Below are 26,284 nucleotides of genomic sequence, written 5' to 3' on the forward strand. Positions count from 1 at the left end.
TTACACTCTAGGTTGTAGAATCAAAAAAGCCCGGATATTCCGGGCTCACCTCAAGAATGAATAACTTAACAAAGTGTTGATGGAGTACACGATTCCGCCCAAGTAATCCCACCGTTTGTCGCTACTGTTGGTGTCAAGGTATAAGAGCCTGTACCATTAATCCCTGAGTCTGTAGGCTTAGTAGCTGTTATAATTCCTGCAGCAACACTTAAGCCAGGAATTCCAGCTGCCGCTGTAACAGCTTCAGGGATGTCAGTTGGATCAGAAGTTGTACTTGAATTACAAGCGCTAAGTGCATTTCCCATCTGAACACAAATTTCAACTGCTGTCTTTGCTGGTGCTGTAGCATTTGTCACTTCAGTAAAACGAGCTTTTTCTGTGTAAGACTGGTAAGCAGGCAATGCGATTGCAGCCAAAATACCGATAATAGCAACAACAATCATTAATTCGATTAGAGTGAAGCCGCCTTGTTTTTTCATAGTGTTAGTTTTAGTCATGTTCATGGTGTATCTCCGATGTATAAAGTTAAGTTTTTAGGTAAATCAGTTTGCCGGTTCAGGGCGTTGTTTTTGAATTCGTAATCAGTATAGATCGAGTTGCTAAACTGGCAAGTATTCACAAATATACCTAAGTGTATGGTTTCAAACACTTAAGGAATTTCACCCCTACGTTTTACTTATTTACCCCTTAACTTTATTCAGCTAACACCCTTAAAGATAAGTCTATAGCTTTCACATCTTTAGTTAATGCACCAGAGGAAATATAATCAACACCTAGCCCAGAGAGCGCTTTTAGCCTAGGTTTAGTAATATTTCCTGATACTTCTAACTTGCATCTCCCAGCGTTTATCGCCACTGCTTGCTCAATCATTTCATTGCTAAAGTTGTCTAACATAACTATGTCAGCTTCGGCAGATATGGCTTGATTTAACTCTTCAATATTTTCAACTTCTACTTCAACTTTTAGTTGACAATGGGCTTGACGTGCTTGTTTTACTGCGTTTTCAATAGAGCCACAGGCTAAAATGTGGTTTTCTTTTATTAGGTATGCATCGTACAACCCAATGCGATGGTTAGTACCACCGCCACAGCGAACTGCATATTTTTGGGCAAGGCGCATACCGGGCAAGGTCTTGCGTGTATCTAATAGTTGTGTACTGGTGCCTGCTAGCTCTGCTACACAGTCAGCCACAGCTGTTGCCGTACCCGATAGGGTTTGCAAAAAGTTCAATGCGGTGCGCTCGCCCGTTAATATATGCCTAGCATTACCTGTAATTTTAACAATGGTTTGATTTGGAGTGAGCTTGTCTCCATCTTTTGCAAGCCATTGTAAATCTATACCTTTATTTAATTGTAAGAAGGTTTCTGTTACCCAAGCACTACCAGCTAATACGCAGTGTTCTCGGGTGATAATAGCTGCAGTGATTTCTTGCTCTTTGGGAATTAGGTTGGCAGTAATATCACCTAAATCTGCATCTTGGCCGTTTAAATCTTCTGATAAGGCTAATTGAACGGCTAGTGGAATATCAATATTGTGCATAACGTCTCTATATATAAATGAAATATGTAAACAGCTTATAAGTGGCGCAAAATAAGCCAATCACCTTTTTGAGTGAATTCTAATTGCTTCAAGGCACTCATACCTAGCAAAATTTCGTTGCTGCTAACGGCTGGATTCAAATGAGCATCAACATCAAACAATTGAATGTCGCCAATAGACAAACGCTCTATATTAGTTTGCGCCACTTCAACACTACCATTAGCGGTTTGTACTCTGTAGGCCCTACCCTGCTGTAAATTAAGTTGCTTAGCTAAATGCATAGGAATAGATACCTGTGTTGCCCCTGTATCAAGTAAAAACACGACAGGCTGTCCATTAATAGCGCCGCCCGTTACATAGTGACCCGCTTTATTTTGTTTTAACTTAACTTCTACTCCATCTCCGCGTATGGATGAAATAGGCTCCTCATTAGGATTAAACTGTTCGGCAAGTTGTTCTTCAAACATATAGGTCAGCAGGGCTAAACCAATCACCCAAGCAACAATTAACATGCCCTTGCCCATTTTACTTTGCTGCATAACGACCTCTAAATTTTAATTGGCTGCTTAGCTACATTTAGGCCATTAAAATAACGCGATAGCTGCCTTTCACTTTGTTATGATAATGGCAACAGAACAATCAAAATAGCCAATACATTGATTAAGCAAGCAATTTTAACACAAGCTGAATATTACCCAAGCACCCACTGTGACGATAGGCCAGAAAACACTGATATTTCCTTGCTAGTTATTCACAATATATCGCTGCCACCAAACGAATTTGGCGGCGACTATATAAAGTATTTTTTTACCGGCAAGCTAGATCCTAAGCTTGATCCCTATTTTTTGAGTATTTACCAAATGCGAGTATCGGCCCACTGTCTCATTCAAAGAGATGGTCATATTGTGCAATTTGTGCCCTTTAACAAAAGAGCTTGGCATGCTGGTTTATCGAGTTTTCAAGGACAAAATAGATGCAACGATTACAGTATTGGTGTTGAACTTGAAGGTGCTGACCATATTCCTTATACAGATGCGCAATATAAAAGCTTGCAACACCTTAGTATTGCTTTGCAACGCACTTACCCATCGATAACGCTAGGCCGCATCGTAGGCCATAATGATATCGCTCCCGGAAGAAAAACCGACCCAGGTGTGTCTTTTGACTGGGGTAGATACAGACAACTATTACTTTGCAAATAGACAGTGATATAGTTTAGCTGTTGTTATCAAACTAATTTAAAAGGTTATTTACATGACATTAATCAGTTTATTACTGGTTTTATTAATAGAAAGAGTTACAACTCAATCTACTTACTGGCAAGCTGAGCTTTACACCAACAAGTACCTAGAAATAATCAAATCAAAAGATTGGTTAAACTCTTCTTCAAAATCATGGGTGTTAGCCGTAGTTATTGTAATACCTGTCTTGTGCATCTATTTGTTGGTACAAAAGTTCACAGGTGGACTAATCGAATTACTATTAAGTACAGGTATTCTTATGGTTTGCATGGGTTGCCCAATTATTCGCGCAACTTATAAGTGTTTTTTAGAAGCAGCCAACCGTGGCGACATGCAAGCCTGCAGTATGTACGAACAACAAATAAATAATAATTCCAATGAACATCTAACGCTTGGCCAAAACTTAATTTGGCAAAACTATCGTCATTATGCCGCTGTTATTTTATGGTTTGTTGCATTAGGAGCAGCGGGAGCGGTTTTATATGTATTAATTCGCGAGTTAGCTGCTAAATTAGAAGCAGACAACCCACAGGCCGCGGCTCAAGCTAAACGCCTCTTAAATATTCTAGATTGGGTTCCTGTTAGAATCACAGCTTTAGGCTTTTTAGTGGTGGGGCATTTTTCACGTGCATTACCCACTTGGCTGAGCTACTTACCAGACCCTACGATATCTGCCAAAACTTTATTATTAGATGTATCTAAAAAAGCAGAAGAAATTGAGCCTGACGAAAAAAATTGCACTGAAGAGCCTTGTACTTTAGTCAAGTTGGCGAAGCGAAATGTGATGTTTTTGTTAGTAGTGATCGCAATTTTATCAATTTCTGGCTGGATCCCTTAACAGGTCTGACCACAAAAAATCTTACTAAAACTCCTTTATTTACTTGGCATTAAGGGCTTTACGAACATCTTATGCCAAGTGAAATAAAAATTAACATTTACCCCAGACTAAATGTTTACTAAGCTATTGCACCCAATGGTCTTACCAATTTACCAAAGGCTAACCCCTCTGGTTGGATGGAAAAATTAAATGCGCCGAGTGCAATCAAGAAAAATATCTGATGACATAATGGAACAATTAGAGTCCATGATGCTTGATGGTAGATTAGCTGCCGGTCAAAAACTTCCTCCAGAAAGAACATTAACAGAACAATTTGAAGTGTCTCGCCCTTCGGTACGAGAAGCCATACAAAAGCTAGAAGCGAAAGGCCTAGTTATTCGTAAACAAGGTGGTGGTACCTTTGTGTGCGACAACCAATTAAAAGGGCTAGCCGATCCCTTGTTTGACCTAATGTCAAAAACACCTAGCACTCAATTTGATTTACTAGAGTTTAGATTAGGTGTTGAGGGCATGGCTGCTTATTATGCAGCTATGCGCGGCACACCAAGTGACTTAAAAGTTGTACAGAACAAATTTGAAGCTATTGGACTTGCACAAATCGAAAATGACCCTCGCTTAGAAGCAGAAGCCGTTTTTGAATTTTTTATTGCGATCTGCGTGGCATCACAAAACAGCATTTTTTTACATTTAGTAAGAAGCATGGCGAGTCTAATTACAGATAATTTAGAACGTCACATTACTATGCTGGCCAGAAGTCCAGATATGTTTGAAAGAATGCGCAATTACCATAAGAAATTATTAGCAGCGATTTTAAGTGGCAAACCACAAAGAGCGTGGAACGAAAGCCATACCCACTTAACATTCGTTGAAAAAGAATTGTTACTGCAGACCCAAGAACAAAGCGCTATGCGCCGTTCAAGAAGTGGAATGCAACGATACGCATAAGTTTTTAACTTACGCATTAGTGAAATACACCTTGGCTAATTTATGCATTTTAGTCATTTAATTATTTTTACCCTACAACATTGGAGACTAAGTAAATACTATGTCTGAGCTCCCTAACATCGATTTAGATTCAGCTGAAACGCAAGAATGGCTTGAATCATTGGAAGCCGTTTTGGAAAATGAAGGTCCAGAGCGTGCTCATTTCCTTTTAGAGAAGTTAATAGATCAAGCTCGCCGCAGTGGTACTCACTTACCATTTGATGCGAAAACAGCTTATGTAAATACTATTCCGCCATCACAAGAGCCTAAAATGCCTGGTGACCAAACAATTGAAGCCCGTATCCGTGCTGCAATTCGTTGGAACGCCTTGATGATTGTATTACGAGCCTCTAAGAAAGATTTAGAGCTAGGTGGTCATATCGGTAGTTTTGCTTCATCTGCTATGTTGTACGATGTGGGTTTCAACCACTTCTTCAAAGCGCCAAATGAAAAAGACAGTGGCGACTTTATCTTTTCTCAAGGTCATATTTCTCCTGGTATTTACGCTCGCTCTTTCGTAGAAGGCGCATTATCAGAAGAACAACTTGATAACTTCCGTCAAGAATGTGATGGCGAAGGCTTATCGTCTTATCCGCACCCACACTTGATGAAAGACTACTGGCAGTTCCCAACCGTTTCTATGGGTCTTGGCCCACTACAAGCTATTTACACAGCTCGTTTCTTAAAATATTTGACTGACCGTGGTATTAAAGACTGTTCAGGTCAACGTGTATATTGCTACATGGGTGATGGTGAGTGCGATGAGCCAGAATCATTAGGTGCAATTGGTTTAGCTACCCGTGAAGGACTAGACAACCTAACGTTTGTAATTAACTGTAACTTACAACGTTTAGATGGACCGGTACGTGGTAATGGTAAAATCATCCAAGAACTTGAAGGTACTTTCCGCGGCGCAGGCTGGGAAGTAGTGAAAGTTATCTGGGGTAGTTACTGGGATGCACTTATCGCCCGTGATAAATCAGGTAAACTTTTACAACTTATGAGCGAAACCGTTGATGGTGAATACCAAAACTGTAAAGCTAAAGGTGGCAAGTACACTCGCGAAAACTTCTTCAACAAATACCCAGAAACTGCAGCACTTGTTGCTAATATGTCTGACGAAGATATTTTCCGCTTAAACCGTGGTGGACATGATCCCGTTAAAGTATTTGCTGCTTATCAAAAAGCTATGGATACTAAAGGTCGTCCTACTGTTATTCTTGCTAAAACCGTTAAAGGATTTGGTTTAGGTGCATCAGGTGAAGCATTAAACATTGCTCACAACGTTAAGAAAATGGACGTTGATTCAATTAAACAATTCCGTGACCGTTTCAACATTCCAGTTGCTGACGAAGCGATTCCAGACTTACCTTACTTCAAGTTTGCTGAAGACAGCGTTGAATATAAGTACATGAAAGAGCGTCGTGAAGCATTAGGCGGCACTTTACCTCAACGTCGTATGCAAGCTGAAGAACAACTTGAAATGCCAGAGTTATCCATTTTTGATGCGATACTTAAAGGCTCAGGTGACCGTCAAGTTTCATCTACTATGACATTCGTACGTGTACTAAACAGCCTATTGAAAGATAAGAAAATCGGTAAGCGTATCGTGCCTATCATTCCTGATGAAGCCCGTACTTTTGGTATGGAAGGCTTATTCCGTCAAGTAGGTATCTATGCAAGCGAAGGACAAAAATATGTTCCTCAAGATGCTGACCAAGTTGCTTATTACCGTGAAGATAAAAAAGGCCAAGTACTACAAGAAGGTATTAACGAGCTAGGCGCAATGGCATCATGGGTTGCTTCTGGTACGTCTTACTCAACTTGTAATGCGACAACTATTCCATTTTACATCTACTACTCAATGTTTGGTTTCCAACGTGTGGGTGACTTAGCATGGGCAGCGGGCGATAGCCAAGCACGTGGTTTCTTACTTGGAGCAACAGCTGGCCGAACTACCCTTAACGGTGAAGGCCTACAGCACCAAGACGGACATTCACATGTTCAAGCTAACTTAATACCTAACTGTGTTACTTACGACCCAACTTACGGTTACGAAGTAGCAGTTATCGTACAAGACGGCTTACGTCGTATGTATGGTGAAAACGAAAATGTTTTCTATTACTTAACATTAATGAACGAAAACTATCAGCACCCTGCTATGCCAGAAGGTGATGAAGTGGCAGCCGATATCATTAAAGGTATTTATAAGTTAGAGCGCGTTGAAGCCAAGAAAGCTAGCTCAAACGTACAGTTAATGGGCTCAGGTACTATATTAAACGAAGTACGTAAAGCCGCTCAAATTCTAAGTGCTGATTACAATGTATCTTCTGATGTTTATTCTGTTACATCATTCAACGAGCTAGCCCGTGAAGGCCAAGACGTTACACGTTGGAACATGTTAAACCCAGAAGCCGAGCCTATGACAGCGCACATTGGCAAAGTAATCACCAAAGAAGCTGGTCCTGCTATTGCAGCTACCGATTACGTTAAAGGTTACTCTGATCAAGTTCGTGCTTTCATTGATACTGATTACCGTTGTCTAGGTACAGACGGTTTTGGCCGCAGTGATAGCCGTGAAAACTTACGTACTCATTTTGAAGTAAACGCTGCATATATAGTTGTAGCTTCATTGTACGAATTAGCTAAGCGTGGCGAAGTAGAGAAGAGTGTTGTAAGCGAAGCAATTAAACGTTTCGATATCAATACTGATAAACTTAATCCACTGTACGCTTAATAGCGACTAGATAAGGAATCTTATATATGTCTGATATTCAAAAAATTCTAGTCCCTGATGTGGGTGGCGAAGAAGTTGAAATCATTGAAATTTGTGTTGCCGTTGGTGATGCACTAGAAGCTGATGAAGGGATTGTTACCGTTGAAACTGATAAAGCTTCAATGGATATCCCAGCACCTTTTGCTGGTGAGCTAGCCAGCTTATCAGTTGCAGTAGGTGACAAAATCAAAGAAGGCGATGTGATTGGTGAAATCAAAGCTGCAGGTGCAACTGCACCAGCAGCTGAAGAGCCTGCAGCGCCGGCAGCAGAAGCACCTGCACCTGCACCAGAAGCCGCTCCAGCTCCAGCAGAAGCAGCACCGGCAGCATCTGGTGCCAGTGAAGTTATCGAAGTAGCCGTACCTGATATTGGTGAAGATGGTGAAGTAGACGTTATCGACGTGCTTGTAGCTGTAGGCGATGTGATTGAAGAAGAAGACGGTTTAATCACCTTAGAAACTGATAAAGCGACTATGGATGTCCCTTCTACCCATGCCGGTACAGTAAAAGAAGTGTTCATCAAAACTGGTGATAAAGTTAAGCAAGGTACCCTAGTTATTAAACTAGAAACGGCTGGCTCTGCATCTGAGGCTAGTGCAGCACCTGCTGCTCCAGCGCCAGAAGCAACGGCTCCTGCCACCGCTCCCGCACCTGCAGCAAGTGAAATCCTTGAAGTAGCTGTGCCTGATATTGGTGAAGACGGTGAAGTAGACGTTATCGACGTGCTTGTAGCTGTAGGTGATGAAATCGAAGAAGAAGACGGTTTAATCACCTTAGAAACTGATAAAGCAACTATGGATGTTCCTTCTACTCATGCTGGAACAGTGAAAGAAGTCTTCATCAAAACTGGTGATAAAGTTAAGCAAGGTTCAGTTGTTGTTAAACTTGAGACCAAAGGTGGCGGTTCTGCACCAGCTCCAGCGGCAGCAGCTCCTGCTCCGGCACCAGCACCTGCAGCAGCGCCAACCCCTGCTCCTCAAGCGAAACCAGCTCCAGCGTCAGCTGCACCGAGTGACTTTAAGTCATCAGGTCCAGTATACACTTCTCCGGCTATTCGCCGTTTAGGTCGTGAATTTGGTGTAGATTTAAGCTTAGTAAAAGGAACGGGCCGTAAAGGACGTATCTTAAAAGAAGACGTTCAAGCATATGTAAAAGCAGCGCTTGCAGCGCCTAAAGCGGCAGCTGGCAGCAGTGCAGTAGTGGGTGACAACGTATTACAAATTGTTCCTGTTAAACCTGTTGATCATAGTAAGTTTGGTGAAATTGAAGAAGTGGCACTTGGTCGTATTCAGAAAATTTCTGGTCCATTCTTACACCGCAACTGGGCAACTATCCCACATGTAACTCAGTTCGACGAAGCAGATATCACGGATATTGAAGACTTCCGTAAAGAACAAAATGCATACCATGCGAAGAAAAAGACTGGCTTAAAAATTACACCACTCGTATTCGTAATGAAAGCCGTAGCACGGGCATTAGAGAAGTTCCCTAATATGAACTCAACTCTATCTGATGACGGTGCTAGTTTAATTCTTAAGAAGTTCGTCAACATTGGTATTGCAGTGGCAACACCTGGCGGCTTAGTTGTTCCTGTTATCAGAGACGTGAACAAAAAAGGCATAGAAGAACTATCTAAAGAGTTAATTGTTATTTCTGGTAAAGCCCGTGAAGGCAAGCTTAAAGCAGCCGATATGCAAGGCGGTACATTTACTATATCTAGTTTAGGTGGCATTGGTGGTACAGCATTTACGCCTATCGTAAATGCTCCTGAAGTAGGTATTTTAGGCGTATCTAAGTCAGACTTTAAACCTAAGTGGAACGGTAAAGAGTTTGTACCGCGCCTAATGGTTCCATTAAGTTTGTCTTACGACCATAGAGTAATTGATGGCGCTGAAGGTGCAGCTTTCTCTACTGAGATTGCAAATAACCTAACTGATTTACGCCGCCTAGTACTTTAAAAGATATGGAATCGGTAACACTATATAGTTACCGATTTTTAATTAACCCCTAAATTAGGGTTAAAAAAGATTTATTCACAGTGTATGGTTTACTCAATATAAAAAGCGTAACCAGACATACTGTCATAACAGGATAATTTGAGGTTCAAATGAGCGAAATTAAAACTCAAGTAGTGGTATTAGGTGCAGGCCCTGGTGGTTATTCAGCAGCGTTCCGTGCAGCAGATTTAGGTTTAGATGTAGTATTAGTAGAAAGCCGTGAAACACTTGGCGGTGTTTGCTTAAACGTAGGTTGTATCCCTTCAAAGGCTTTATTACATGTAGCTAAAGTAATCGACGATGCAGAAGCGATGGCTTCTCACGGTGTAACTTTTGGCAAACCAGAAATAGACCTAGACAAAATCCGCGGTTGGAAGGAAAGCGTAATCGGCCAATTAACGGGTGGATTAGGCGGTATGGCTAAAGGCCGTAAAGTTACAACCGTTTATGGCTTTGGTAAATTTACTTCTGACAAAACAATAGTTGTTGCTGGTAACGACGGTAAAGAAACCACAATTACATTCGACAACGCTATTATTGCAGCGGGCTCGTCTGTTGTTGATTTACCATTTATTCCAACTGACGATCCTCGCGTAATTGATTCAACTGGTGCTTTAGAACTTAAAGATGTTCCAGAAGAAATGTTAGTGCTTGGTGGCGGTATTATCGGCCTAGAAATGGGTACGGTTTACAACGCTTTAGGATCTAACATCTCTGTTGTTGAATTTGCAGACCAACTAGTACCTGCAGCTGATGCAGACATAGTTAAAATTTATACCAACTACAACAAGAAAAAATTCAACATTATGTTGTCTACTAAAGTTGTCGCAGTTGATGCTAAAGAAGATGGTTTATACGTTACTTTTGAAGGCAAAAACGCACCAGAAGGACAAGTTCGTTACGACAAGATCTTAGTTGCTGTTGGTCGTAAGCCTAACGGTAAACTAATCGATGCAGACAAAGCCGGTGTTGCAGTAGATGAGCGTGGCTTCATCAATGTAACCAACGAGTTACGTACTAACGTTAACCACATCTTCGCTATCGGTGATGTTGTTGGTCAACCTATGCTTGCTCACAAAGCGGTACACGAAGCACACTGTGCTGCCGAAGTTATCTCTGGTAAGAAGCATGTATTTGACCCTCGCTGTATTCCATCAATCGCTTATACCGATCCAGAAATGGCTTGGGTTGGTGTTACAGAGCGTGAAGCAAAAGAGCAAGGCTTAAAAATTGAAGTTGCTAACTTCCCTTGGGCTGCATCTGGCCGTGCTATCGCATCTGCCCGCACCGAAGGTAAAACTAAAATGATCTTCGACAAAGAAACTGGCCGTGTTTTAGGCGGTGCAATTGTCGGCATCAATGCTGGTGAAATGTTAGGTGAAGTATGTCTTGCCGTTGAAATGGGCGCAGACGCTGAAGATGTGGGCTTAACTATTCATGCTCACCCAACACTTAACGAATCAATCGGCCTAGCAGCTGAAATATTTGAAGGGTCAATTACTGATTTACCTAACGCTAAAGCCGTTAAAAAGAAGAAGTAAAACCTAGTGTTTATCATGTTTAAAAGGGCCTGTAGGCCCTTTTTTATTATCTAAACAAAAACATACATGGAGAAGGTAAATGAATAGTTTTGAAAAAGCAGCCAAAGAACTACTTAGCCGCCGTAAAGCAGGTACCAAAGCCCCTTGCTTAGATGAATCAATCCGCCCAACTAGCAATGACGATGCATTAGCTATTCAAGGTGAAATGGCCAAACTACACAAGGTAAAAGGTTGGAAGTGCTTACTACCGCCTGCTGAAGGAAAAATAGTTGTCGCTCCCATTTTTGATGTACAACAAGACACGAATATTATTGAACTATACGCAGATAATGGCGTGGCCCGGGTAGAGCCTGAGATTGGCTTTGTTTTGGCTAAACCGTTAGCAGCGAAAAGTGGCGACTATAGTGAGCCTGAAATCATTGACGCTATTGGCACTACCCATATGGCCTTAGAGTTAATACAGAGCCGATATGCAGATGATTCAGGCAAACAGTTTGCAGATAGTTTAGCCGACTGTATGGTGAACCAAGGGGTATTTATTGGACCTGAAGTAGACAAATCTATTGCAATAGACTTAAGCACAGTTCAGCTCAATATCACTCAAGATAAGGATATTCAGGCCTTAGATGGTAAACACCCTAATCCCCGTGCAATTGACGGTTTACTATGGTTAATCAATTACATGACTAAACGGGGCGTTACCTTTGAAGCGGGTGAGGTGATAATAACCGGATCATTTAAAGGCGTTTTAGAGATGCCATTTGATGTTAAAACCACTATAGGTTATGAAGGCCTAGCGGATTATACAGTGACCTTCAAAGCCTTGATGTAGCAGCTTCACAAAGTGTGTAGAGCCTAGGCTTTACACACTTTGTTTTAGACTCATATGGTAGCAAATAACCCATACTTTAATTATTACTTACAGAAAAAGGATTTTTTACAACTTGATACTGGTTTTTGTCATAATCAAACTGGTACCAATTTGAATTATTTCTAAAGTATTCATGGTTGTTGATATGTATTACATCATGCTGTGTAGGAATACTTGCCACCCAAGTACCTACAGGAGCAGAAACCGCGACATATCCCGATGGGGTTGATTTATAAAACACACCATCGGATAGATATAAATCCTCTTTCACTGCCACATGTTTTTTCGGTAACGAGGTAATAATCGTCCCTATTAAAACACCCGCCCCGAGAATAAGAGCTGCTCCCGGGTTACCTACTTGCACATGGCCATGGACTGAACCACCACCTCTTCGCCCACCTGGTCCTATGGCGCAAGACGAAACAACAATACAGCACATAAAACCTATTACTTTTTGAAACTTCATAAAATTGTGTCCAGTTACAAATAAAGTTAATCACTGTGGATTAGACATATTTAGTAAGGATAATTTCATGATGAATTAAGGAAAAATCGTGCAATTCATAAAGCAATAGGGGCGCACAAAAACTAGTTTTATTTTGCTATTGCAGCTTGTGCAAATTTACCCAATGCCCCTGATATTTTAGTAATAACCTGCTCACAACCTTTAATTTGATGGCGCTTTTTTAAATATTCTGGGTCGTTATAGGATAACCACACCTTGCCATTTACTGCAGCTACCATAACTTTTTGTGGTAAATCTATGGCTACATTCTGAGCACATTGCATTAAAAGTGTTCCAACTTTAGGATTGCCAAACAGGATGACTTGAGTAGCAGGTAAATCCAAACCTACTTTAGCTGCATTTTGCTGATGATCTATCACCGAAAATACAGTGAAGCCTTTATCAGCCACTATTTTTTCAAATCGAGCCATGGTTTCACTGACCGAGTAAGGACTTTCGTAGCGAATTACCCCTTCACTTGAGGCGGCCCCAACAGAGGTTGCCATTAAAACCAAAAACAACACAACAAACTTATTCATTTCATACTCCAAACCAATTAAAAAATATTTTTATATCACGTAAAAAAAGCTAGGATTTTATACCTAAGCGGGTTCAATCGACCAAGGTAAATGTTAGAGTTTGAACCTTATTAGAAGCCCCACCAACCATAACTTCAAACTCTCCGGGTTCAGTACCCCAGCTCATATCAGCTCGGTAAAAAGCAAGATCATCCGGGGTTAAGGTAAACGCCACTGTTTTGGTTTCTCCCACTTCAAAGGCTAGCTTTTGAAACCCCTTAAGCTCTTTAACGGGCCGAGTAATAGAGCCAACTTTTTGATGCGTATAGAGCTGAATCACTTCTTCACCTGCCCTATCTCCAATATTGGTAACCTTAACAGTTAAAGTAAGCTCACCATTTTGATCTAGCCTAGTGCTACTTAATGTTGGTGCATCATACTTAAATTGGGTGTAACTCAATCCATGGCCAAAGGCATAGAGCGGCGTATTTAATGAATCATCATAACGAGATGTATATTCCGCAGGAGTATGCGCCGGGTTGCTTGAAGCTATAGGTCTTCCCGTATTTTTGTGATTGTAAAACAGTGGAACTTGCCCTACCGTTCTTGGAAACGTCATGGGTAGCTTTCCAGCTGGGTTATATTTCCCTAAAAGCACATCAGCCACGGCCTGTCCTCCCATGGTTCCTGGGTACCAAGCATGGAGAATCGCATCAACATTGCTATCTGCCCACCTAAGATCATTGGGCCGTCCACTCATCACTACCAGTATCAGTGGTTTATTTAAACTACGTAATGCTTCCATCAACGCTTGCTGATTACCTGGTAAAGTTAACTCAGTACGGCTAGACGCTTCTCCTGACATTCTTTGGTCTTCACCCAAAACCATAACCACTACATCAGACGCTTTAGCAATCTTAAGAGCTTCATCTATATCACTTTGTAAATCTTGTTTAGTTTGACCTGAAACCGGGACATCTATCCCCATAAGTGAAGACATGCCCGTATGAGATAACAAATAAGAATGAGTTGCTCCTTTGGCATAACGTATTTTTACTTTATCGTCCAAGAGATTGCTAAGCCCCTCTCTCACTGTCACTGGTTGAGAATCTCTGTTTCCAGCTCCCGCCCAATTACCTATCATGTCAAAGCGGTTATCAGCTAAAGGCCCAATAAGTGCAATACTGTCAACTTTGTTACTATCAATTGGTAAGGCTTGGTTCTGATTTTTTAATAACACCATAGAGCGCCTAGCCATATCTGTGGCCGCCTCTAGATTTTCTTTCGTAAGGATACGCTGCGCCGCTCGACTTTCATCGTGGTAACGGTAAGGGTCTTCAAATAACCCTAAGCGCCATTTCATTTCAAGCACTCGTCGAACCGCTTCATTAAGCCTAGCCTCAGTGACTTTATTTTCTGCAATCAAAGGCTTTAGATATTTAAGGTAAGTCTGCCCAACCATGTCCATATCAGCGCCACTATTAAATGCGATTTGCGCCCCATGCTTTTCATCTCTCGCGTATCCATGAGCCACTAATTCATTCACAGCTGTATAGTCGGTCACTACAAAGCCCTTAAAGCCCCACTTGTCTCTTAACACAGTTTCAAGCAAATATTGGTTTGCTGTAACGGGTATGCCATTTAGGTCGTTAAAACCTGTCATGAAGGTGGTAACACCCGCATCTAACATGGCTTTAAAAGGGGGTAAGTATAGATTCCATAAACGATTTTCGGATATATCTGTTGTGTTATAGTCGCGGCCCCCTTGTGAAGCGCCATATCCAACAAAATGCTTGGCAGTGGCCATAATAGTGTCGTTTAGACTGATATTTTCTCCTTGAAAACCTTTAACCCTTGCCACCGACACTGCCGATGTTAAAAATGGATCTTCCCCTGCACTTTCTGATACTCGACCCCACCTTGGATCTCTGACCATGTCAGCCATAGGTGCAAAGGTCCACATAATGCCATCAGCCGATGCCTCTTTAGCGGCTATCCTAGCACTATGCTTAATGGCATCTAAATCCCAGCTTGCTGCTTCACCAATAGATTGGGGAAAGATTGTTTTATGACCATGGATAACATCGTGGCCAATAATAATCGGAATTCCTAAGCGAGTTTGCTCTACAGCTATAGTTTGTAGGCGTTTACCAAACTGTGCTCCATAGGCATTAAAAATAGCGCCCACGCTACCGTTTCTAATTTGCTGTTCGTATGCGGCATTCACAAAAGGGCCAGTCACCCCCCTATAACCACTTTGCAAATCCAGTTGGCCAATTTTTTCGTCTAGTGTCATTTTGCTTAGTAGATCATCAATAAATGTATCCATCGCTCGGCTTTCATTACGCCAATCATTTTTGGATAATTTTTGATTAGTGTGTGGATGAACCACATCCCTAAACATAGTGGCTTCAGCCTGTGAGAATTGAGAAAACAAAAAAACTAAAGCAAAGCTGCTGATTTTAATACAAAGATTCATAGAGGCCTTTTTAGTTACATGTATGAATATCTTAGACCGGCACAAAGAGAAATAGTTGTATTAATTACCTAAACACTAAATCTCAAGTAAAACATAGGTAGTTACCATTCCTTACACAATAGTTTTTTTATTTTTGCAGCTCTAACAGACAATGAGTAGAATTATTCTCGTAAACTTACAAAAACAGGCAGACAGATGAAAAAAAATACACTATTAATGCTAAGTATCAGTATTGCACTAGGATTGAGTGCGTGTACTCCTCAATCCTCGGAAAACGCTAAAGCTACAGTAGACGTACCAAATACACTGACTTCAGGTATCGATTTAACCGCAGTAGATAAAACCGTGCGCATTCAAGATGATTTATTTAAACACGTTAATGGTACATGGTTAAAGACAATCGAGATCCCTTCTGATAAGTCAGGCTATGGCGTATTTAGTATCTTATATGATGATACACAAGAACGTCTTAAAGACTTAATTCAAAATGCTGCACAAAGTAACGCAGAAAAAGGCTCTAACCTTCAAAAGCTAGGAGATATGTACAACAGTTATATGAATATTGACCTAGCTAACACTCTAGGTCTAACACCCTTGCAGCCAATATTAGATGATATTAATGCCATAAAAAACATGCAGCAATTATCACAAATGTTTGGTGAGCTTTATGTGCTAGGGGTAGAGGGTCCATTTGGTTATTACAACACTCCTGATGCTAAAAATCCCGGCTTTGAAGCCCTGTACCTATATCAAAGCGGATTAACTCTCCCTGATAGAGACTACTACAGCAAAGAAGAAGAAAAATTTATTAACTTTAGAAGTGCAACTCAAGCTTACATGGCAGACGTACTATCCAAAGCTGGACACCCATCTCCTGAAAGCTCCGCGAACAAAGTAATGGCCATAGAAAAAGATATTGCCAGCAAACATATATCCAGTGTTGAGCGCCGTGACGCTGAAAAAAATTACAACAAACAAAGCGCGAGCAACGTAAACACCTTACTAGGTAGTTTTGATTGGCAAGCTTACGCAGACATAGGCGGTATAGGGCAAGTTCAAGAAGTCATTGTCACAAACATGCCTTACTTTGAAAAAGTGAGTAGTATTTTTACGGACCATGACCTTGAAACATGGAAAGACTACTTAACCTATAAGCTTATCGACACCTATGCTCCACGTTTGAGTCAAGACTTTGTAGATTTACATTTTGCATTTCACTCCACTACCTTAAATGGGATCCCAGAGCAGCAACCACGTTGGAAACGTGCCGTCGCCTCTACCAGTGGTGTACTTGGCGAAATTCTAGGCCAACAATATGTAGAGAAATACTTTACTCCACAGGCAAAAGCTAAGATGGATGACTTAGTCAAAAATCTAATTAAAGCCTATGGTGACAGCATTCAACAATTAGACTGGATGACGGCCGAAACAAAACAAGCAGCCCTGGCTAAGTTAGCCACCTTTACCCCAAAGGTAGGTTACCCAGACAAGTGGCGTGAGTATTCTGATTTAGAAATAAGGCCTGACGATCTGGTAGGCAACTACCTCAGATACAGCCGTTTTTATCACTTCTTTGAAGTCAACAAAATTGGTAAAGCCGTAGACACCTCAGAATGGGGGATGACCCCACAAACAATTAACGCTTACTACCATCCGATACGCAACGAGATAGTATTTCCAGCAGGCATTTTACAATCACCATTTTTCAATATGAGTGCTGACGACGCTGTGAACTATGGAGCCATAGGCGCCGTTATAGGCCATGAAATTGGTCACGGTTTTGACGACCAAGGCTCTAAATACGATGGAGAAGGTAATTTACGTAATTGGTGGACAGACCAAGACAGAACAGCTTTCGATGCCTTAGGTAAAAAACTCGTAGCGCAATTCAATCAGTTTGAACCCATAGAAGGTCAACACGTAAATGGCGAGCTAACCCTGGGAGAAAACATCGGTGACTTATCAGGTGTAACCATAGCTTACAAAGCTTACCAAATGTCACTACAAAGCCAAGACGCACCAGTTATTGACGGATTAACGGGTAATCAACGCTTCTTCATGGGCTATGCTCAAGTATGGCGCAGTAAGTACCGTGAAGACGCCCTAAGAGCAGGGTTATTAAGTGACCCCCATTCTCCTGGAGAATATCGAGTAAACGGTATAGCAAGCAATGTTGACGCGTTTTATGAAGCCTTTGATGTTAAAGAAGGTGACGGTATGTATATTAAACCAGAACAAAGAGTCAGAATTTGGTAATTTAACGCCAACAACAATAAACCAATAAGGCCGCAATCATGCGGTCTTTTTTCACCCATTGAGAGTCAGATGAAATTTTGGCGAAAACTACATAAATGGATAGCCTGTCTAGTAGGTTTACAGCTCTTACTTTGGATAAGTGGTGGAGTGGTAATGAGTGCATTTCCTATTGAAAATGTGCGGGGTAAACACTTACTACTTCCTAGTTTAAAGCAAGATATTGATAAGCCTGAAGTTACAAACGATATATCACTCTATAGTTGGCAAAGTCTGAGCTGGGTACTAAGCCTAAACAACTGGGTACTAGAAGCGACAGATAGTAAAGGCCAAACATACTGGCTAAACCCTGATACAGGAAAACCAGCTCCATACCTTACCCAAACGAACGTTCGCGCATTAGCTGAGTCTCGTCATGCTACTGGCGCAAAGGCTAAAACCGTCATAAATCTAAAAACCATTCCTTTCGAAGTTCGTCATTTAACGCTACCGCTATATCAAGTCAACTTTGATGATTGGATACATACCAGCTTTTATCTTCACCCCCAGTCGGGTCAGATAGCTTCAGTAAGAAGTGATATTTGGCGTCTTTATGATTTTTTCTGGATGTTACATATTATGGATTATCAAGACAGAGACGATTTTAATAATCCTCTCTTGATTAGCGCTGCAATTTTATCCTTACTATTTACAATAACAGGTTTGATACTTGTCTATTTTTCAGTCGTAAAACCTTGGTATGCTAGAATTAAATACCATTACAATCTTTAACCGGTTTAGTTAGAGGCAGATGTGAAGCAGATTGAAATCTTTGAAATTACTAGCCCATGCGTTGGTGTTTGCCAATCAGGGCCAAAAGGGTTTTGCCTCGGCTGTTATCGCACTAGAGACGAACGTTTACATTGGATCAAATTAGAAGAAGATGTACAAAGTAAAATAGTCAAAGCTTGTGGCATTCGTAAAAAGCGCGCCCAGCAAAATACAAAACGTAGAAAAACAGTTGAGAATATCTCACCACAACTAAACTTACTTGATACGCCCCCACCCCAAAAATAGTTATCCCCCCATTAATAAGTAGTAATTCTGCAAAAATTTAAATGTGCTTAATTAAGGAGCTTGATTGATATTAGCTTTAGTTACTATATTTAATTAGCCCAAGGATGTCATTCGCTACATCTGTCAATAACTCTTCAGGCAAGGTGTGCCCCATTCCTGGATAAACCTTTAACTTTGCATTAGCCAGGGCGTTAGCGGTTGCATAACCAGATGCTACTGGAATTAATGGGTCACTTGCACCGTGGATAACTAAACTAGGTACAGTTACATCTTTCAGCGCCTCGGTTCTATCACTAGCGCTGAGTATGGCAGCAAGTTGTCTAATATTACTTTTTGGATTAATTCCTCGATTAACGGACAAAGTTAGTAATTCAGTTATCTTGCCCTCTTGAAACCCATAGGTATCACCATGCAGGGCTTGCCATAAGGCTAACCCAAAAGGCACAAACTGCTCTGCTTTTTTAGGCGGCCGCTTAAAAAGATTTTTCAGAAAAGTAAATCTAGGCTTAGGAAGCTGCCTATCTCCTGTGGTGGACATAATAGAGGTTAAGGTTTTTACGCGATGCGGCGCCTTTATTGCCAAAGTTTGCGCAATCATTCCCCCCATTGAAGCACCAACTATATGGGCTTGGTCTATGTTTAACTGATCCATTAACCCTAAGGTATCAGTGGCCATATCATCTAAACTGTAGGGCCCATGTAAAGGTCGGCCTAGTACAATATTTGCCAATAACGCCAAATGAGACGGAGCGGCAGCCCCGTCAAACCAGGTGCTTTTACCGACGTCGCGATTATCAAACCTAATCACATGATACCCATTTGATGCTAGATATTCACAAAACGTGCTTTCCCAAAATATCATTTGAGTGGCAAGACCCATAATTAAAATAATGGCAGGATCTTCTTGGTTACCGTAACTGTCGTAGGCAATCTCAATGCCGTTTGCAGAAATCAAACGTTCCGGGGTGTATTTGGGGCTAGACACGTAAATTTTATATTCCAATCAAAAAAACATCTTCGACTATAAGGGTAAAGTTCTTCTATTTTCAATCTAAATCTAGAATACATTTACTTAAATAGTTGTAATTACAAGAGTGCTTTTTTATTTGTATGTGAAGTGATAAATATTTTTCCAAATAATAAAAAACTACAGATCATTTTTCTAAACGCAATCATTCGTAAGTGGAATTTTCTCAGTAAATTGTGCAATACGTATACATAAAAGTCTTACATCGACTAGTGGTTATATATCTTTACTCATACCTAATACGTCAAGAAGACACGCAGAATTATTTAACTCTCGTTTACTATATAAATATATTAAATGCAGAAGGATAAAACATGCCCCCCATTCAACCCTTAGATATTGCTAAAGTAGCAAGTCAATCATTTGCGTTGCCAGATGTTTGTATGCGTATACGCACCATGTTGGATGATGAGCAGTCCTCTTTAGACGATTTAGGTAGCTTGATTGCGTTAGATCCTTTGCTCTCCTCAAAACTTCTTAAGCTTGCCAATAGCCCTTTATTTAGATTTGAATCCCAGATTGACTCTCTTTCAAAAGCTATAAATGTCATAGGCGGTGAGGCGTTATACAATCTAGTTATGGCTGAAACGGCCAGCACTGCGTTTGAACACTTCCGCAGCGATGTGATCGACTTAAAAAGGTTTTGGCTGCAAAGTATTTATGCTGCATTAGTTGCGAAACATTTAGCTAAAATCATCAAAATTAGAGGAAGTGAGCGATTTTTTCTTTTAGGTCTATTACATAATATTGGCGAGTTATTGGTTGCTATGCATGCCCCCAAATTAGCTATTAAATGCGGTACCTATGATAAACAAACTGCTCCTTGGAGCTTGCAGCAAAAAATCTTGGGGTTTAACTATGCAAATTGTAGTTCTAGTTTACTAGAATTATGGCAAATACCTTCTCAGCTCTATTTACCCGTAATGCATGCCCATAATGAAAGCAAGGCATTAAAAGATATTGATGTAGCAGTTATCTATACATCAGTCAGAGCTGCAGTGGCTATGACCAACAATGACTTTTATTCCACCAGTGATTTAGTCACACCAGAAGTAATGAACTACTTAAATATTGACAAAGATGACTTACAAGACGCAATCAAATTTGCCCATATGGAATCTGAAAGTATTTTGAACATTATGAACCCTAGACTGTCATAAACTTCTCAAATAGCGCTTATTGAAAAGATATGGGAAGCACTTTGTTAGATAAAATATCCACTTAACCCTTTCTTTTCGATATACTTTTGCGAAACAATACATATTAAATAAAATACCTATTGATAAATGCGACAGATTTTAGTTTTTATATTACTACTAGCTTCTCAAAGTAGTTACGCTAGACCAGACATAATGAAGTCAATGTATATGTCTGAGCGACAAAACCTAGATGAAGAAGAATTATCTGTTATAAGTGAATTCGGTTTTTTACTCGCCACCGGCAATACTAATACTTTCACCACCAATGCTAAACTCAATATCAGTCAAGAACTAAAAGCTTGGAGTTATCAACTTTTAGGTGACTTTTTATATACTCAAAGTGAAGTAGAAGTAGACGGTAAAAAAGATAATGCAGCTAGTGCTCAAAAAGTTTTTTTATCAGGCCAAGTTGATTACAAATTAAAAGACCCTAACAATCGCTTATTCTTCTATGGTGATTATGAGAGAGACAGATTCAACGAATACCATTATCAAGCAGCTATAGCTGCGGGCTGGTCTTCTAGACTCTGGAATACCGAACAAAGTCAATTTAGATATAGCATCGGACCAGGTTACAGTATGTCTGAAGAAGACGACGATTCAACAGTAGAAGATCAAACAGGCTTAATTGTTAGGGCCGCTGTCGAATACAAGTGCCAATTGTCTCCCCAAGCAACCTTCAGACAGTATCTTAGTACCGAAGCTGATACTGAATATACTAAAACTAGATCAGAAAGTTCTTTATCTACCCGTCTTTCGGGTGCGTTAGCGATGAAACTCAGTATAATACTCAACCACGACACTGGAATTAACAATCAGGATGAAGAGCTAGATACTGAAGCTGCTGTCACCTTAGTTTACCAATTTCTTTAAAAACCACGGTATTGGCAAGTACTCCAATTTATTGGCGTACATCTCAAGCTATGTAAAAAGCTAGTTTTACTAATATCGAAATTTACAACAGGACCGTAAAATGAAAAAACATCTTATTTTATTAACGCTTTGTGCAGCTGGAAATGCCTACGCAGCAGACGAAGTAAAACCGTTCACAATGGATGGCGAGTTTGGCTACATCGCAACTACAGGTAACACAGAAACAAGCACCCTTAAAGGTAAGCTATCTGCACACCAAGAGCTAACTAAGTGGAGCAATGATTTCGTTGTCGAAGCTTTATACAAAAAAGATAAATTAGAAGATGACGATGGCGTATTACAGCCTTCTGAAACGACTGCACAGCAGTTTTTCTTATCTGGCCAAGGAAACTATAAGCTAGAAAATCCTGACCATAGATTATTTGCTTTTGCATCATACTCAGATAACAGATTCAGTAGTTACAACTATCAATCAACACTTGCTGCTGGTTGGTCACAAAAAGTATGGGAAAATGACACTAGCCAATTTAATTACAGTATTGGTCCTGGTTATGCATTTAACGAAACCATCGAAGGTGAAGAACAAAATAGCTTTATAGTTAGGGGCGCGTTTGATTATCAGTGGAAAATCTCTGATACCTCTACATTCAAACAGCTGTTTAGTACAGAGATTGGTAGTGACAATACTAAGTCAAAATCAGAAACTTCTGTATCAGCTGAAATTAGTGGCGCATTATCTATGAAAGTATCTTTAATCATGGATCATAACTCTGACGTAACTGAAGGTACTGAAAAATTAGATACACAGACTTCACTTACTTTGGTTTATAGCTTCTTCTAAATCACTGCTATCTAGCGGGTATATTAAATATACCTGCTAGATTTCAATCCCATGTTTTTATTCAAAGCTATTTGCAATGAAGCTTTTTATACATAGCCGGTGTCACGCCATATTTAGCCTTAAAGCCATTAGTTAACCCCAACTCCGATTGATACCCTACTTTTAAATGCACAGCTTTTACAGCTACCCCAGTTTCTAATAAATGTTTGGCTCTAAATAAACGCCTCATTTCAAGAAACTTAGAAGGACTGGTTCCAACCTCATCGGTAAATTTTCGATAAAAAGTACGTTCGCTCATAGAAACTTGCTTGGCCATATCTGCAACTTTGATTTGCTTATGTAAATTACTCTCAAGCCACAAAATAATATCCGTAAATGAATCGCTACTTTGCGCCGCTAATAATTCACTAAATTGCGATTGATGCCCAGGCCGATGTGCGTATACAACTAACCAACGTGCGACCTCATGTACTAATTTACTATCATAGTCGCTACCAACCATAGCTAGGGCCATATCAATGCCCGTAGTGACTCCTGCAGATGTCCATATTTTGCCATCAACACAATACAAAGCATCAGGCTTCACTCTCACCTTTGGAAAATCACTTAGCATTTTATCAACATCTGCCCAATGGGTAGTTGCTGTTCTACTGTCCAAAAAGCCATATGCTGCAAGAGCTAAGGCTCCAGAGCAGATAGAGCCAAGTCTTTCAAACTGACTTAAATGTGTAGCCAGCCAAGCTTTAAGAGCTAGATCTTTAGCCATTTTATCTAATCCAGTTCCACTGCCCCCAACCATTAAAACCGTATCAAAAGCGTTAATCGACACAGAGTCAATTGACTGGCTATTTACCTCTATACCAGTTCGAGACCTAACCATGCCTCCTAAAGTCGACAAGGTATAAATTTGATAACTTGGCTCTTTGAGTAAAAGTGAAGCAGTATTAAACACACTTGAAGGCCCAGATAAATCTAGTAACTCAAACCCATCAAACAGGATAAAAAACACTCTGCGGCATAAATGACTACTTAAATTTTTATCCATATAGCTCTTTCATAAATAAAACCCTTGGCAGAAAACTATATTTTTATGTCATTTACGTCAACAACATACCCTACTAATATTGAGCACAATCCTAATAACTGGAGAAAAACATGCTAAAACTAAAGCCTAATTGTGAAACCTGTGATTGCGACTTGCCGCCACAGTCTATTGCTTACATATGTTCTTTTGAATGTACCTATTGTGAAACGTGTAGTGACAAGCTACATCAATATACTTGCCCTAGCTGCAAAGGGAATCTGGAAAAAAGACCCATCAGACCCACAAAAGCTTTATTAAAGTATCCAGCATCTACCAAGAAGTTACCTTAAATGCAGATCCATAGAGCAAAAAACTTTACTCCAAAGCAAGCTTGGGACGCATTAGATATAGCGAATATGAACGGAATTACTTGCCGTTTACATTGGACTAATCAGGCTTACCGGTGGCATGTGAATGATGGTCAGGAAGTGTTTGCGGTATTAACTGGTGAAGTAATTATGGAGTACGAAACAGAAGGCGCTATAGAGTCTTCTGTTTTAAAACCAGGAGATATATTTTATGGTTCACTAGGCACCAAACATAAAGCAACACCTATTGGGGAGGCAAGGATACTCGTCATAGAGAAGCAAGGAAGCCTTTAGCTTGTCCTTACATCAAAAAATACATCACCAACGATATTGCAACACAGCCAAGCTTTGCTGTTGATCAATACTAATCTCTTGGCCAATGGTTGCTCTTATATCTGCAGCATTTTCATTAAAGTGTTGTTCTATACCTAACTGCCAGTGCTTATTTAAATCATAGCGCCAGGCTAAAGTTATAGCCTTGCCGTCACTATTATTGGGATCCCAAGGAAACATATCATCTTCTCTAACTTGGAAGTCGTCAAACCTAGCTGAGAACCTATGGGCCTTATGTTTATGGCTAAGCATAATGTACCAAGCATCAAAATTGATATAGACAAATCTTTGTCCCATATTTGAGCTTCCAGACATCCACTGAGCAATGACACGAGTATTAGGTGTAAATTTATGTTGTAAGGCTAAAGAATGAAACTTAGTGCGCCACGCATAAAGTCGCTGAGAGTTAACAACTAGAGGGTCGGCTTGATTATCATAAAAATAATAACGCAAATTAGATTGCTTAAAATAATCTAAATGAGCGCCAACATAATACCCTAGCCTACCGTCTAACTCATGATAAGGCTCAACGTAATTTGGATGAAAGATCAAATCTTCTTGAGCCACTGAAGGATAGATAGCAAAAGGAACTGAATCATTATTTAGGCTTTGCCTATCATGCAGCGCAAAACCACGCCAACTGATAACGGTTCCTAGTGGGTCGTTCCCTTTAAACACTGCACCGTGAAGCTCCCATGACAAAGGGCTCCTTCTACTACGGCCAGGGCTAAATACAGTGAACTCAGCACCAGCAATACGTAGCTCTTCGCCAATCCAGCTATTAATGGCTGATTGGGTATAAGTAAAGGGGGATATCCAGCCTGTATCAACATTCTCAAGGGACATTTTAGGATAAAAAAAACCAGCTCTAGCACGCCATCTTATTTTGCTATTGCTTAGCGGTTTATACGCCACTTGCCCTTGGGAAATCCCTAACTTTTGAGAACCAAGTTGATAATAGTTAGCGACTAAATCAAAACTGACACCATTTGAATAGTTATCAGACACTTTAACCAAAGCTTGTTGAATATTCAGGCCGTTTTCAGAATACGCTAAAATCCCAGTATCCTGTTCAAACCAAGAGGCTTGGTCATCAGCAATAACAAAATTTGCCTGAATAACACCTTCAATTTCTATGGCAAAAGCATTTGATGCACAAGCCCAAAGAAATAGAAAACAAATACGTTTGGGTATAAATAATAGACCTTTAACTAACAGCAAAAACCAGTTTTGCTTCAAGGTTAACTTATTCATAATCAGAAAAGTCGTCGTTACCTTCTTCAAACTCACTTAGATCTGGCAGCAGTGAATTTACCAACTTGACCTCAATGCTATCTTGCACTTGAGTTGTCATATCGATAGATAAAACGTCGCTTTCTTCTTGAAACCTTGGACTCCACACTTGTACGGAATATTCACCGTCAGGAACATCTAAGCTTACTTTCCCTTGTGAATTTGTTTTTGCAAAATACGGCGTATCAGCTACAAAAATATAGCCAAGCATCCAATCATGAATATTACACCCTAACTCAACAACTCCAGGATTAGAGAAAAGCAAAGGCTCAGCCTGCAAATCTTTGTAAAGTTGCAACTCAAATGTTTTAGCCGATGAAAACGAATAAACATGGTGCTTAATAGAGTCAGAGTTTGGAAAAACAACCTTGCTGTTTTTTTGGACAATTAAGATATGAGGCAGAAACTGGGTGTCCACTTGATCCATAATGGCTAGATCGCTTGGGTCGTTATACTGCTTAGTTATTTTGGGCTTGAGGGTAACCACAACATTAGGAATAGCGATATTTTCATTACTTACCACCGAAACCGATACGTCTTTACTAAAAACACCAGTACTCAAAAACAAACTAAAAACAAGAGTAGAAACTTTCACGAGACCATCCAATTTTGACTAATCATTAATGTTTCAAACGTCTTGTTTAGAGTGCTCTAAGCAAAACGTTTAAACCGATAAGTTATAAAGACAGGAAATTTCAGAAAATCCATTCAACAATTACTGTATTTAG

At 40.2% G+C, this 26,284-nt stretch carries 25 protein-coding genes; 15 read left to right on the forward strand and 10 right to left on the reverse strand.

The features are described 5' to 3' along the window. Positions 1–65: 65 nt before the first annotated feature. From ACMUMK_RS15440 to ACMUMK_RS15450, 3 genes are all read right to left on the reverse strand, one after another. The gene (locus ACMUMK_RS15440) at positions 66–503 is read right to left on the reverse strand and encodes a pilin (RefSeq protein WP_414702042.1); all 438 of its coding nucleotides are present in this window, start codon (positions 501–503) and stop codon (positions 66–68) included. A gap of 190 nt (positions 504–693) precedes the next feature. Next, complete coding sequence (gene nadC, locus ACMUMK_RS15445) at positions 694–1,539, reverse strand: carboxylating nicotinate-nucleotide diphosphorylase (RefSeq protein WP_414702043.1); 846 nt, start codon at positions 1,537–1,539, stop codon at positions 694–696. 35 nt (positions 1,540–1,574) lie between these two features. Next, positions 1,575–2,078 carry a TIGR02281 family clan AA aspartic protease gene (locus tag ACMUMK_RS15450; RefSeq protein WP_414702044.1) on the reverse strand — a complete coding sequence of 168 codons (504 nt, stop codon included), beginning with the start codon at positions 2,076–2,078 and terminating at the stop codon, positions 1,575–1,577. Positions 2,079–2,195: 117 nt separating this feature from the next. Between ACMUMK_RS15450 and ampD the strand changes: the two genes are divergently transcribed. The 7 genes from ampD (at position 2,196) to ACMUMK_RS15485 (ending at position 11,748) form a co-directional block, all read left to right on the forward strand. Continuing rightward, complete coding sequence (ampD, locus tag ACMUMK_RS15455; RefSeq protein WP_414702045.1) at positions 2,196–2,741, forward strand: 1,6-anhydro-N-acetylmuramyl-L-alanine amidase AmpD; 546 nt, start codon at positions 2,196–2,198, stop codon at positions 2,739–2,741. A 52-nt stretch (positions 2,742–2,793) separates the two neighbouring features. Then, entirely contained in the window at positions 2,794–3,618 is an 825-nt protein-coding gene (gene ampE, locus ACMUMK_RS15460) for a beta-lactamase regulator AmpE (protein ID WP_414702046.1), read from the forward strand. 189 nt (positions 3,619–3,807) lie between these two features. Beyond that, positions 3,808–4,563, forward strand: a complete 756-nt coding sequence (locus tag ACMUMK_RS15465) for a GntR family transcriptional regulator (protein ID WP_414702047.1) — start codon at positions 3,808–3,810, stop codon at positions 4,561–4,563. A gap of 100 nt (positions 4,564–4,663) precedes the next feature. Beyond that, positions 4,664–7,339, forward strand: coding sequence for a pyruvate dehydrogenase (acetyl-transferring), homodimeric type (gene aceE / locus ACMUMK_RS15470; RefSeq protein ID WP_414702048.1), 2,676 nt, complete (start codon positions 4,664–4,666; stop codon positions 7,337–7,339). A gap of 26 nt (positions 7,340–7,365) precedes the next feature. Beyond that, positions 7,366–9,336: a pyruvate dehydrogenase complex dihydrolipoyllysine-residue acetyltransferase gene (gene aceF / locus ACMUMK_RS15475; protein ID WP_414702049.1), complete on the forward strand. Its 1,971-nt coding sequence runs from the start codon at positions 7,366–7,368 to the stop codon at positions 9,334–9,336. 149 nt (positions 9,337–9,485) lie between these two features. Continuing rightward, positions 9,486–10,916, forward strand: a complete 1,431-nt coding sequence (gene lpdA / locus ACMUMK_RS15480; RefSeq protein ID WP_414702050.1) for a dihydrolipoyl dehydrogenase — start codon at positions 9,486–9,488, stop codon at positions 10,914–10,916. A gap of 79 nt (positions 10,917–10,995) precedes the next feature. Further along, positions 10,996–11,748 (forward strand): hydratase, encoded by a 753-nt coding sequence (locus tag ACMUMK_RS15485; RefSeq protein ID WP_414702051.1) that lies wholly within the window; start codon positions 10,996–10,998, stop codon positions 11,746–11,748. A 76-nt stretch (positions 11,749–11,824) separates the two neighbouring features. Here ACMUMK_RS15485 and ACMUMK_RS15490 read toward each other — a convergent pair whose 3' ends face one another. The 3 genes from ACMUMK_RS15490 to bglX form a co-directional block, all read right to left on the reverse strand. Next, positions 11,825–12,253, reverse strand: coding sequence for a DUF6515 family protein (locus tag ACMUMK_RS15490; protein ID WP_414702052.1), 429 nt, complete (start codon positions 12,251–12,253; stop codon positions 11,825–11,827). Positions 12,254–12,381: 128 nt separating this feature from the next. Beyond that, positions 12,382–12,831, reverse strand: a complete 450-nt coding sequence (locus tag ACMUMK_RS15495; RefSeq protein WP_414702053.1) for a DUF302 domain-containing protein — start codon at positions 12,829–12,831, stop codon at positions 12,382–12,384. Positions 12,832–12,904: 73 nt separating this feature from the next. Beyond that, entirely contained in the window at positions 12,905–15,289 is a 2,385-nt protein-coding gene (gene bglX, locus ACMUMK_RS15500; RefSeq protein ID WP_414702054.1) for a beta-glucosidase BglX, read from the reverse strand. Positions 15,290–15,484: 195 nt separating this feature from the next. On the opposite strand from bglX, the gene ACMUMK_RS15505 reads away from it, so the two are divergent. From ACMUMK_RS15505 to ACMUMK_RS15515, 3 genes are all read left to right on the forward strand, one after another. Beyond that, complete coding sequence (locus ACMUMK_RS15505; protein WP_414702055.1) at positions 15,485–17,545, forward strand: M13 family metallopeptidase; 2,061 nt, start codon at positions 15,485–15,487, stop codon at positions 17,543–17,545. A 69-nt stretch (positions 17,546–17,614) separates the two neighbouring features. Next, the gene (locus ACMUMK_RS15510; RefSeq protein ID WP_414702056.1) at positions 17,615–18,313 is read left to right on the forward strand and encodes a hypothetical protein; all 699 of its coding nucleotides are present in this window, start codon (positions 17,615–17,617) and stop codon (positions 18,311–18,313) included. A 21-nt stretch (positions 18,314–18,334) separates the two neighbouring features. After that, positions 18,335–18,598, forward strand: a complete 264-nt coding sequence (locus tag ACMUMK_RS15515; RefSeq protein ID WP_414702057.1) for a DUF1289 domain-containing protein — start codon at positions 18,335–18,337, stop codon at positions 18,596–18,598. A gap of 76 nt (positions 18,599–18,674) precedes the next feature. On the opposite strand, the gene ACMUMK_RS15520 is transcribed toward ACMUMK_RS15515, so the two are convergent. Then, the gene (locus ACMUMK_RS15520; protein ID WP_414702058.1) at positions 18,675–19,601 is read right to left on the reverse strand and encodes an alpha/beta fold hydrolase; all 927 of its coding nucleotides are present in this window, start codon (positions 19,599–19,601) and stop codon (positions 18,675–18,677) included. A gap of 338 nt (positions 19,602–19,939) precedes the next feature. On the opposite strand from ACMUMK_RS15520, the gene ACMUMK_RS15525 reads away from it, so the two are divergent. The 3 genes from ACMUMK_RS15525 (at position 19,940) to ACMUMK_RS15535 (ending at position 22,538) form a co-directional block, all read left to right on the forward strand. Then, a complete protein-coding gene (locus ACMUMK_RS15525; RefSeq protein WP_414702059.1) occupies positions 19,940–20,785 on the forward strand; it encodes an HDOD domain-containing protein in 846 nt (281 codons plus the stop codon). Positions 20,786–20,992: 207 nt separating this feature from the next. Then, a complete protein-coding gene (locus ACMUMK_RS15530; RefSeq protein ID WP_414702060.1) occupies positions 20,993–21,697 on the forward strand; it encodes a YdiY family protein in 705 nt (234 codons plus the stop codon). 100 nt (positions 21,698–21,797) lie between these two features. Continuing rightward, the gene (locus tag ACMUMK_RS15535) at positions 21,798–22,538 is read left to right on the forward strand and encodes a YdiY family protein (protein ID WP_414702061.1); all 741 of its coding nucleotides are present in this window, start codon (positions 21,798–21,800) and stop codon (positions 22,536–22,538) included. A 67-nt stretch (positions 22,539–22,605) separates the two neighbouring features. On the opposite strand, the gene ACMUMK_RS15540 is transcribed toward ACMUMK_RS15535, so the two are convergent. Further along, positions 22,606–23,583, reverse strand: a complete 978-nt coding sequence (locus tag ACMUMK_RS15540) for a GlxA family transcriptional regulator (protein WP_414702062.1) — start codon at positions 23,581–23,583, stop codon at positions 22,606–22,608. A gap of 110 nt (positions 23,584–23,693) precedes the next feature. Here ACMUMK_RS15540 and ACMUMK_RS15545 point away from each other — a divergent pair, with 110 nt between their 5' ends. Both ACMUMK_RS15545 and ACMUMK_RS15550 read left to right on the forward strand, forming a co-directional pair. Continuing rightward, on the forward strand, positions 23,694–23,912 hold the full coding sequence (locus ACMUMK_RS15545; protein ID WP_414702063.1) for a DUF1272 domain-containing protein: 219 nt from the start codon (positions 23,694–23,696) through the stop codon (positions 23,910–23,912). Then, complete coding sequence (locus tag ACMUMK_RS15550; protein WP_414702064.1) at positions 23,913–24,224, forward strand: cupin; 312 nt, start codon at positions 23,913–23,915, stop codon at positions 24,222–24,224. 24 nt (positions 24,225–24,248) lie between these two features. Here the strand turns inward: ACMUMK_RS15550 and ACMUMK_RS15555 are convergent, their stop codons facing one another. Then, a complete protein-coding gene (locus ACMUMK_RS15555) occupies positions 24,249–25,517 on the reverse strand; it encodes a hypothetical protein (RefSeq protein ID WP_414702065.1) in 1,269 nt (422 codons plus the stop codon). After that, on the reverse strand, positions 25,510–26,151 hold the full coding sequence (locus tag ACMUMK_RS15560) for a methylamine utilization protein (protein ID WP_414702066.1): 642 nt from the start codon (positions 26,149–26,151) through the stop codon (positions 25,510–25,512). Before ACMUMK_RS15560 ends, ACMUMK_RS15555 begins: the two co-directional genes overlap by 8 nt. Positions 26,152–26,284 lie beyond the last annotated feature (133 nt).

This window comes from Paraglaciecola sp. 2405UD69-4, from assembly GCF_047525415.1.
Lineage (GTDB): Bacteria > Pseudomonadota > Gammaproteobacteria > Enterobacterales > Alteromonadaceae > Paraglaciecola.

Excerpts from the sequence above, each read along its gene's own strand:
- ACMUMK_RS15440 (WP_414702042.1), bottom strand. The coding sequence starts at position 503 with ATGAACATGACTAAAACTAACACTATGAAAAAACAAGGCGGCTTCACT.
- nadC (WP_414702043.1), bottom strand. The coding sequence starts at position 1,539 with ATGCACAATATTGATATTCCACTAGCCGTTCAATTAGCCTTATCAGAA.
- ACMUMK_RS15450 (WP_414702044.1), bottom strand. The coding sequence starts at position 2,078 with ATGCAGCAAAGTAAAATGGGCAAGGGCATGTTAATTGTTGCTTGGGTG.
- ampE (WP_414702046.1), top strand. The coding sequence starts at position 2,794 with ATGACATTAATCAGTTTATTACTGGTTTTATTAATAGAAAGAGTTACA.
- ACMUMK_RS15465 (WP_414702047.1), top strand. The coding sequence starts at position 3,808 with ATGCGCCGAGTGCAATCAAGAAAAATATCTGATGACATAATGGAACAA.
- aceE (WP_414702048.1), top strand. The coding sequence starts at position 4,664 with ATGTCTGAGCTCCCTAACATCGATTTAGATTCAGCTGAAACGCAAGAA.
- aceF (WP_414702049.1), top strand. The coding sequence starts at position 7,366 with ATGTCTGATATTCAAAAAATTCTAGTCCCTGATGTGGGTGGCGAAGAA.
- lpdA (WP_414702050.1), top strand. The coding sequence starts at position 9,486 with ATGAGCGAAATTAAAACTCAAGTAGTGGTATTAGGTGCAGGCCCTGGT.
- ACMUMK_RS15485 (WP_414702051.1), top strand. The coding sequence starts at position 10,996 with ATGAATAGTTTTGAAAAAGCAGCCAAAGAACTACTTAGCCGCCGTAAA.
- ACMUMK_RS15490 (WP_414702052.1), bottom strand. The coding sequence starts at position 12,253 with ATGAAGTTTCAAAAAGTAATAGGTTTTATGTGCTGTATTGTTGTTTCG.
- ACMUMK_RS15495 (WP_414702053.1), bottom strand. The coding sequence starts at position 12,831 with ATGAATAAGTTTGTTGTGTTGTTTTTGGTTTTAATGGCAACCTCTGTT.
- bglX (WP_414702054.1), bottom strand. The coding sequence starts at position 15,289 with ATGAATCTTTGTATTAAAATCAGCAGCTTTGCTTTAGTTTTTTTGTTT.
- ACMUMK_RS15505 (WP_414702055.1), top strand. The coding sequence starts at position 15,485 with ATGAAAAAAAATACACTATTAATGCTAAGTATCAGTATTGCACTAGGA.
- ACMUMK_RS15510 (WP_414702056.1), top strand. The coding sequence starts at position 17,615 with ATGAAATTTTGGCGAAAACTACATAAATGGATAGCCTGTCTAGTAGGT.
- ACMUMK_RS15525 (WP_414702059.1), top strand. The coding sequence starts at position 19,940 with ATGCCCCCCATTCAACCCTTAGATATTGCTAAAGTAGCAAGTCAATCA.
- ACMUMK_RS15530 (WP_414702060.1), top strand. The coding sequence starts at position 20,993 with ATGTCTGAGCGACAAAACCTAGATGAAGAAGAATTATCTGTTATAAGT.
- ACMUMK_RS15535 (WP_414702061.1), top strand. The coding sequence starts at position 21,798 with ATGAAAAAACATCTTATTTTATTAACGCTTTGTGCAGCTGGAAATGCC.
- ACMUMK_RS15540 (WP_414702062.1), bottom strand. The coding sequence starts at position 23,583 with ATGGATAAAAATTTAAGTAGTCATTTATGCCGCAGAGTGTTTTTTATC.
- ACMUMK_RS15545 (WP_414702063.1), top strand. The coding sequence starts at position 23,694 with ATGCTAAAACTAAAGCCTAATTGTGAAACCTGTGATTGCGACTTGCCG.
- ACMUMK_RS15550 (WP_414702064.1), top strand. The coding sequence starts at position 23,913 with ATGCAGATCCATAGAGCAAAAAACTTTACTCCAAAGCAAGCTTGGGAC.
- ACMUMK_RS15555 (WP_414702065.1), bottom strand. The coding sequence starts at position 25,517 with ATGAATAAGTTAACCTTGAAGCAAAACTGGTTTTTGCTGTTAGTTAAA.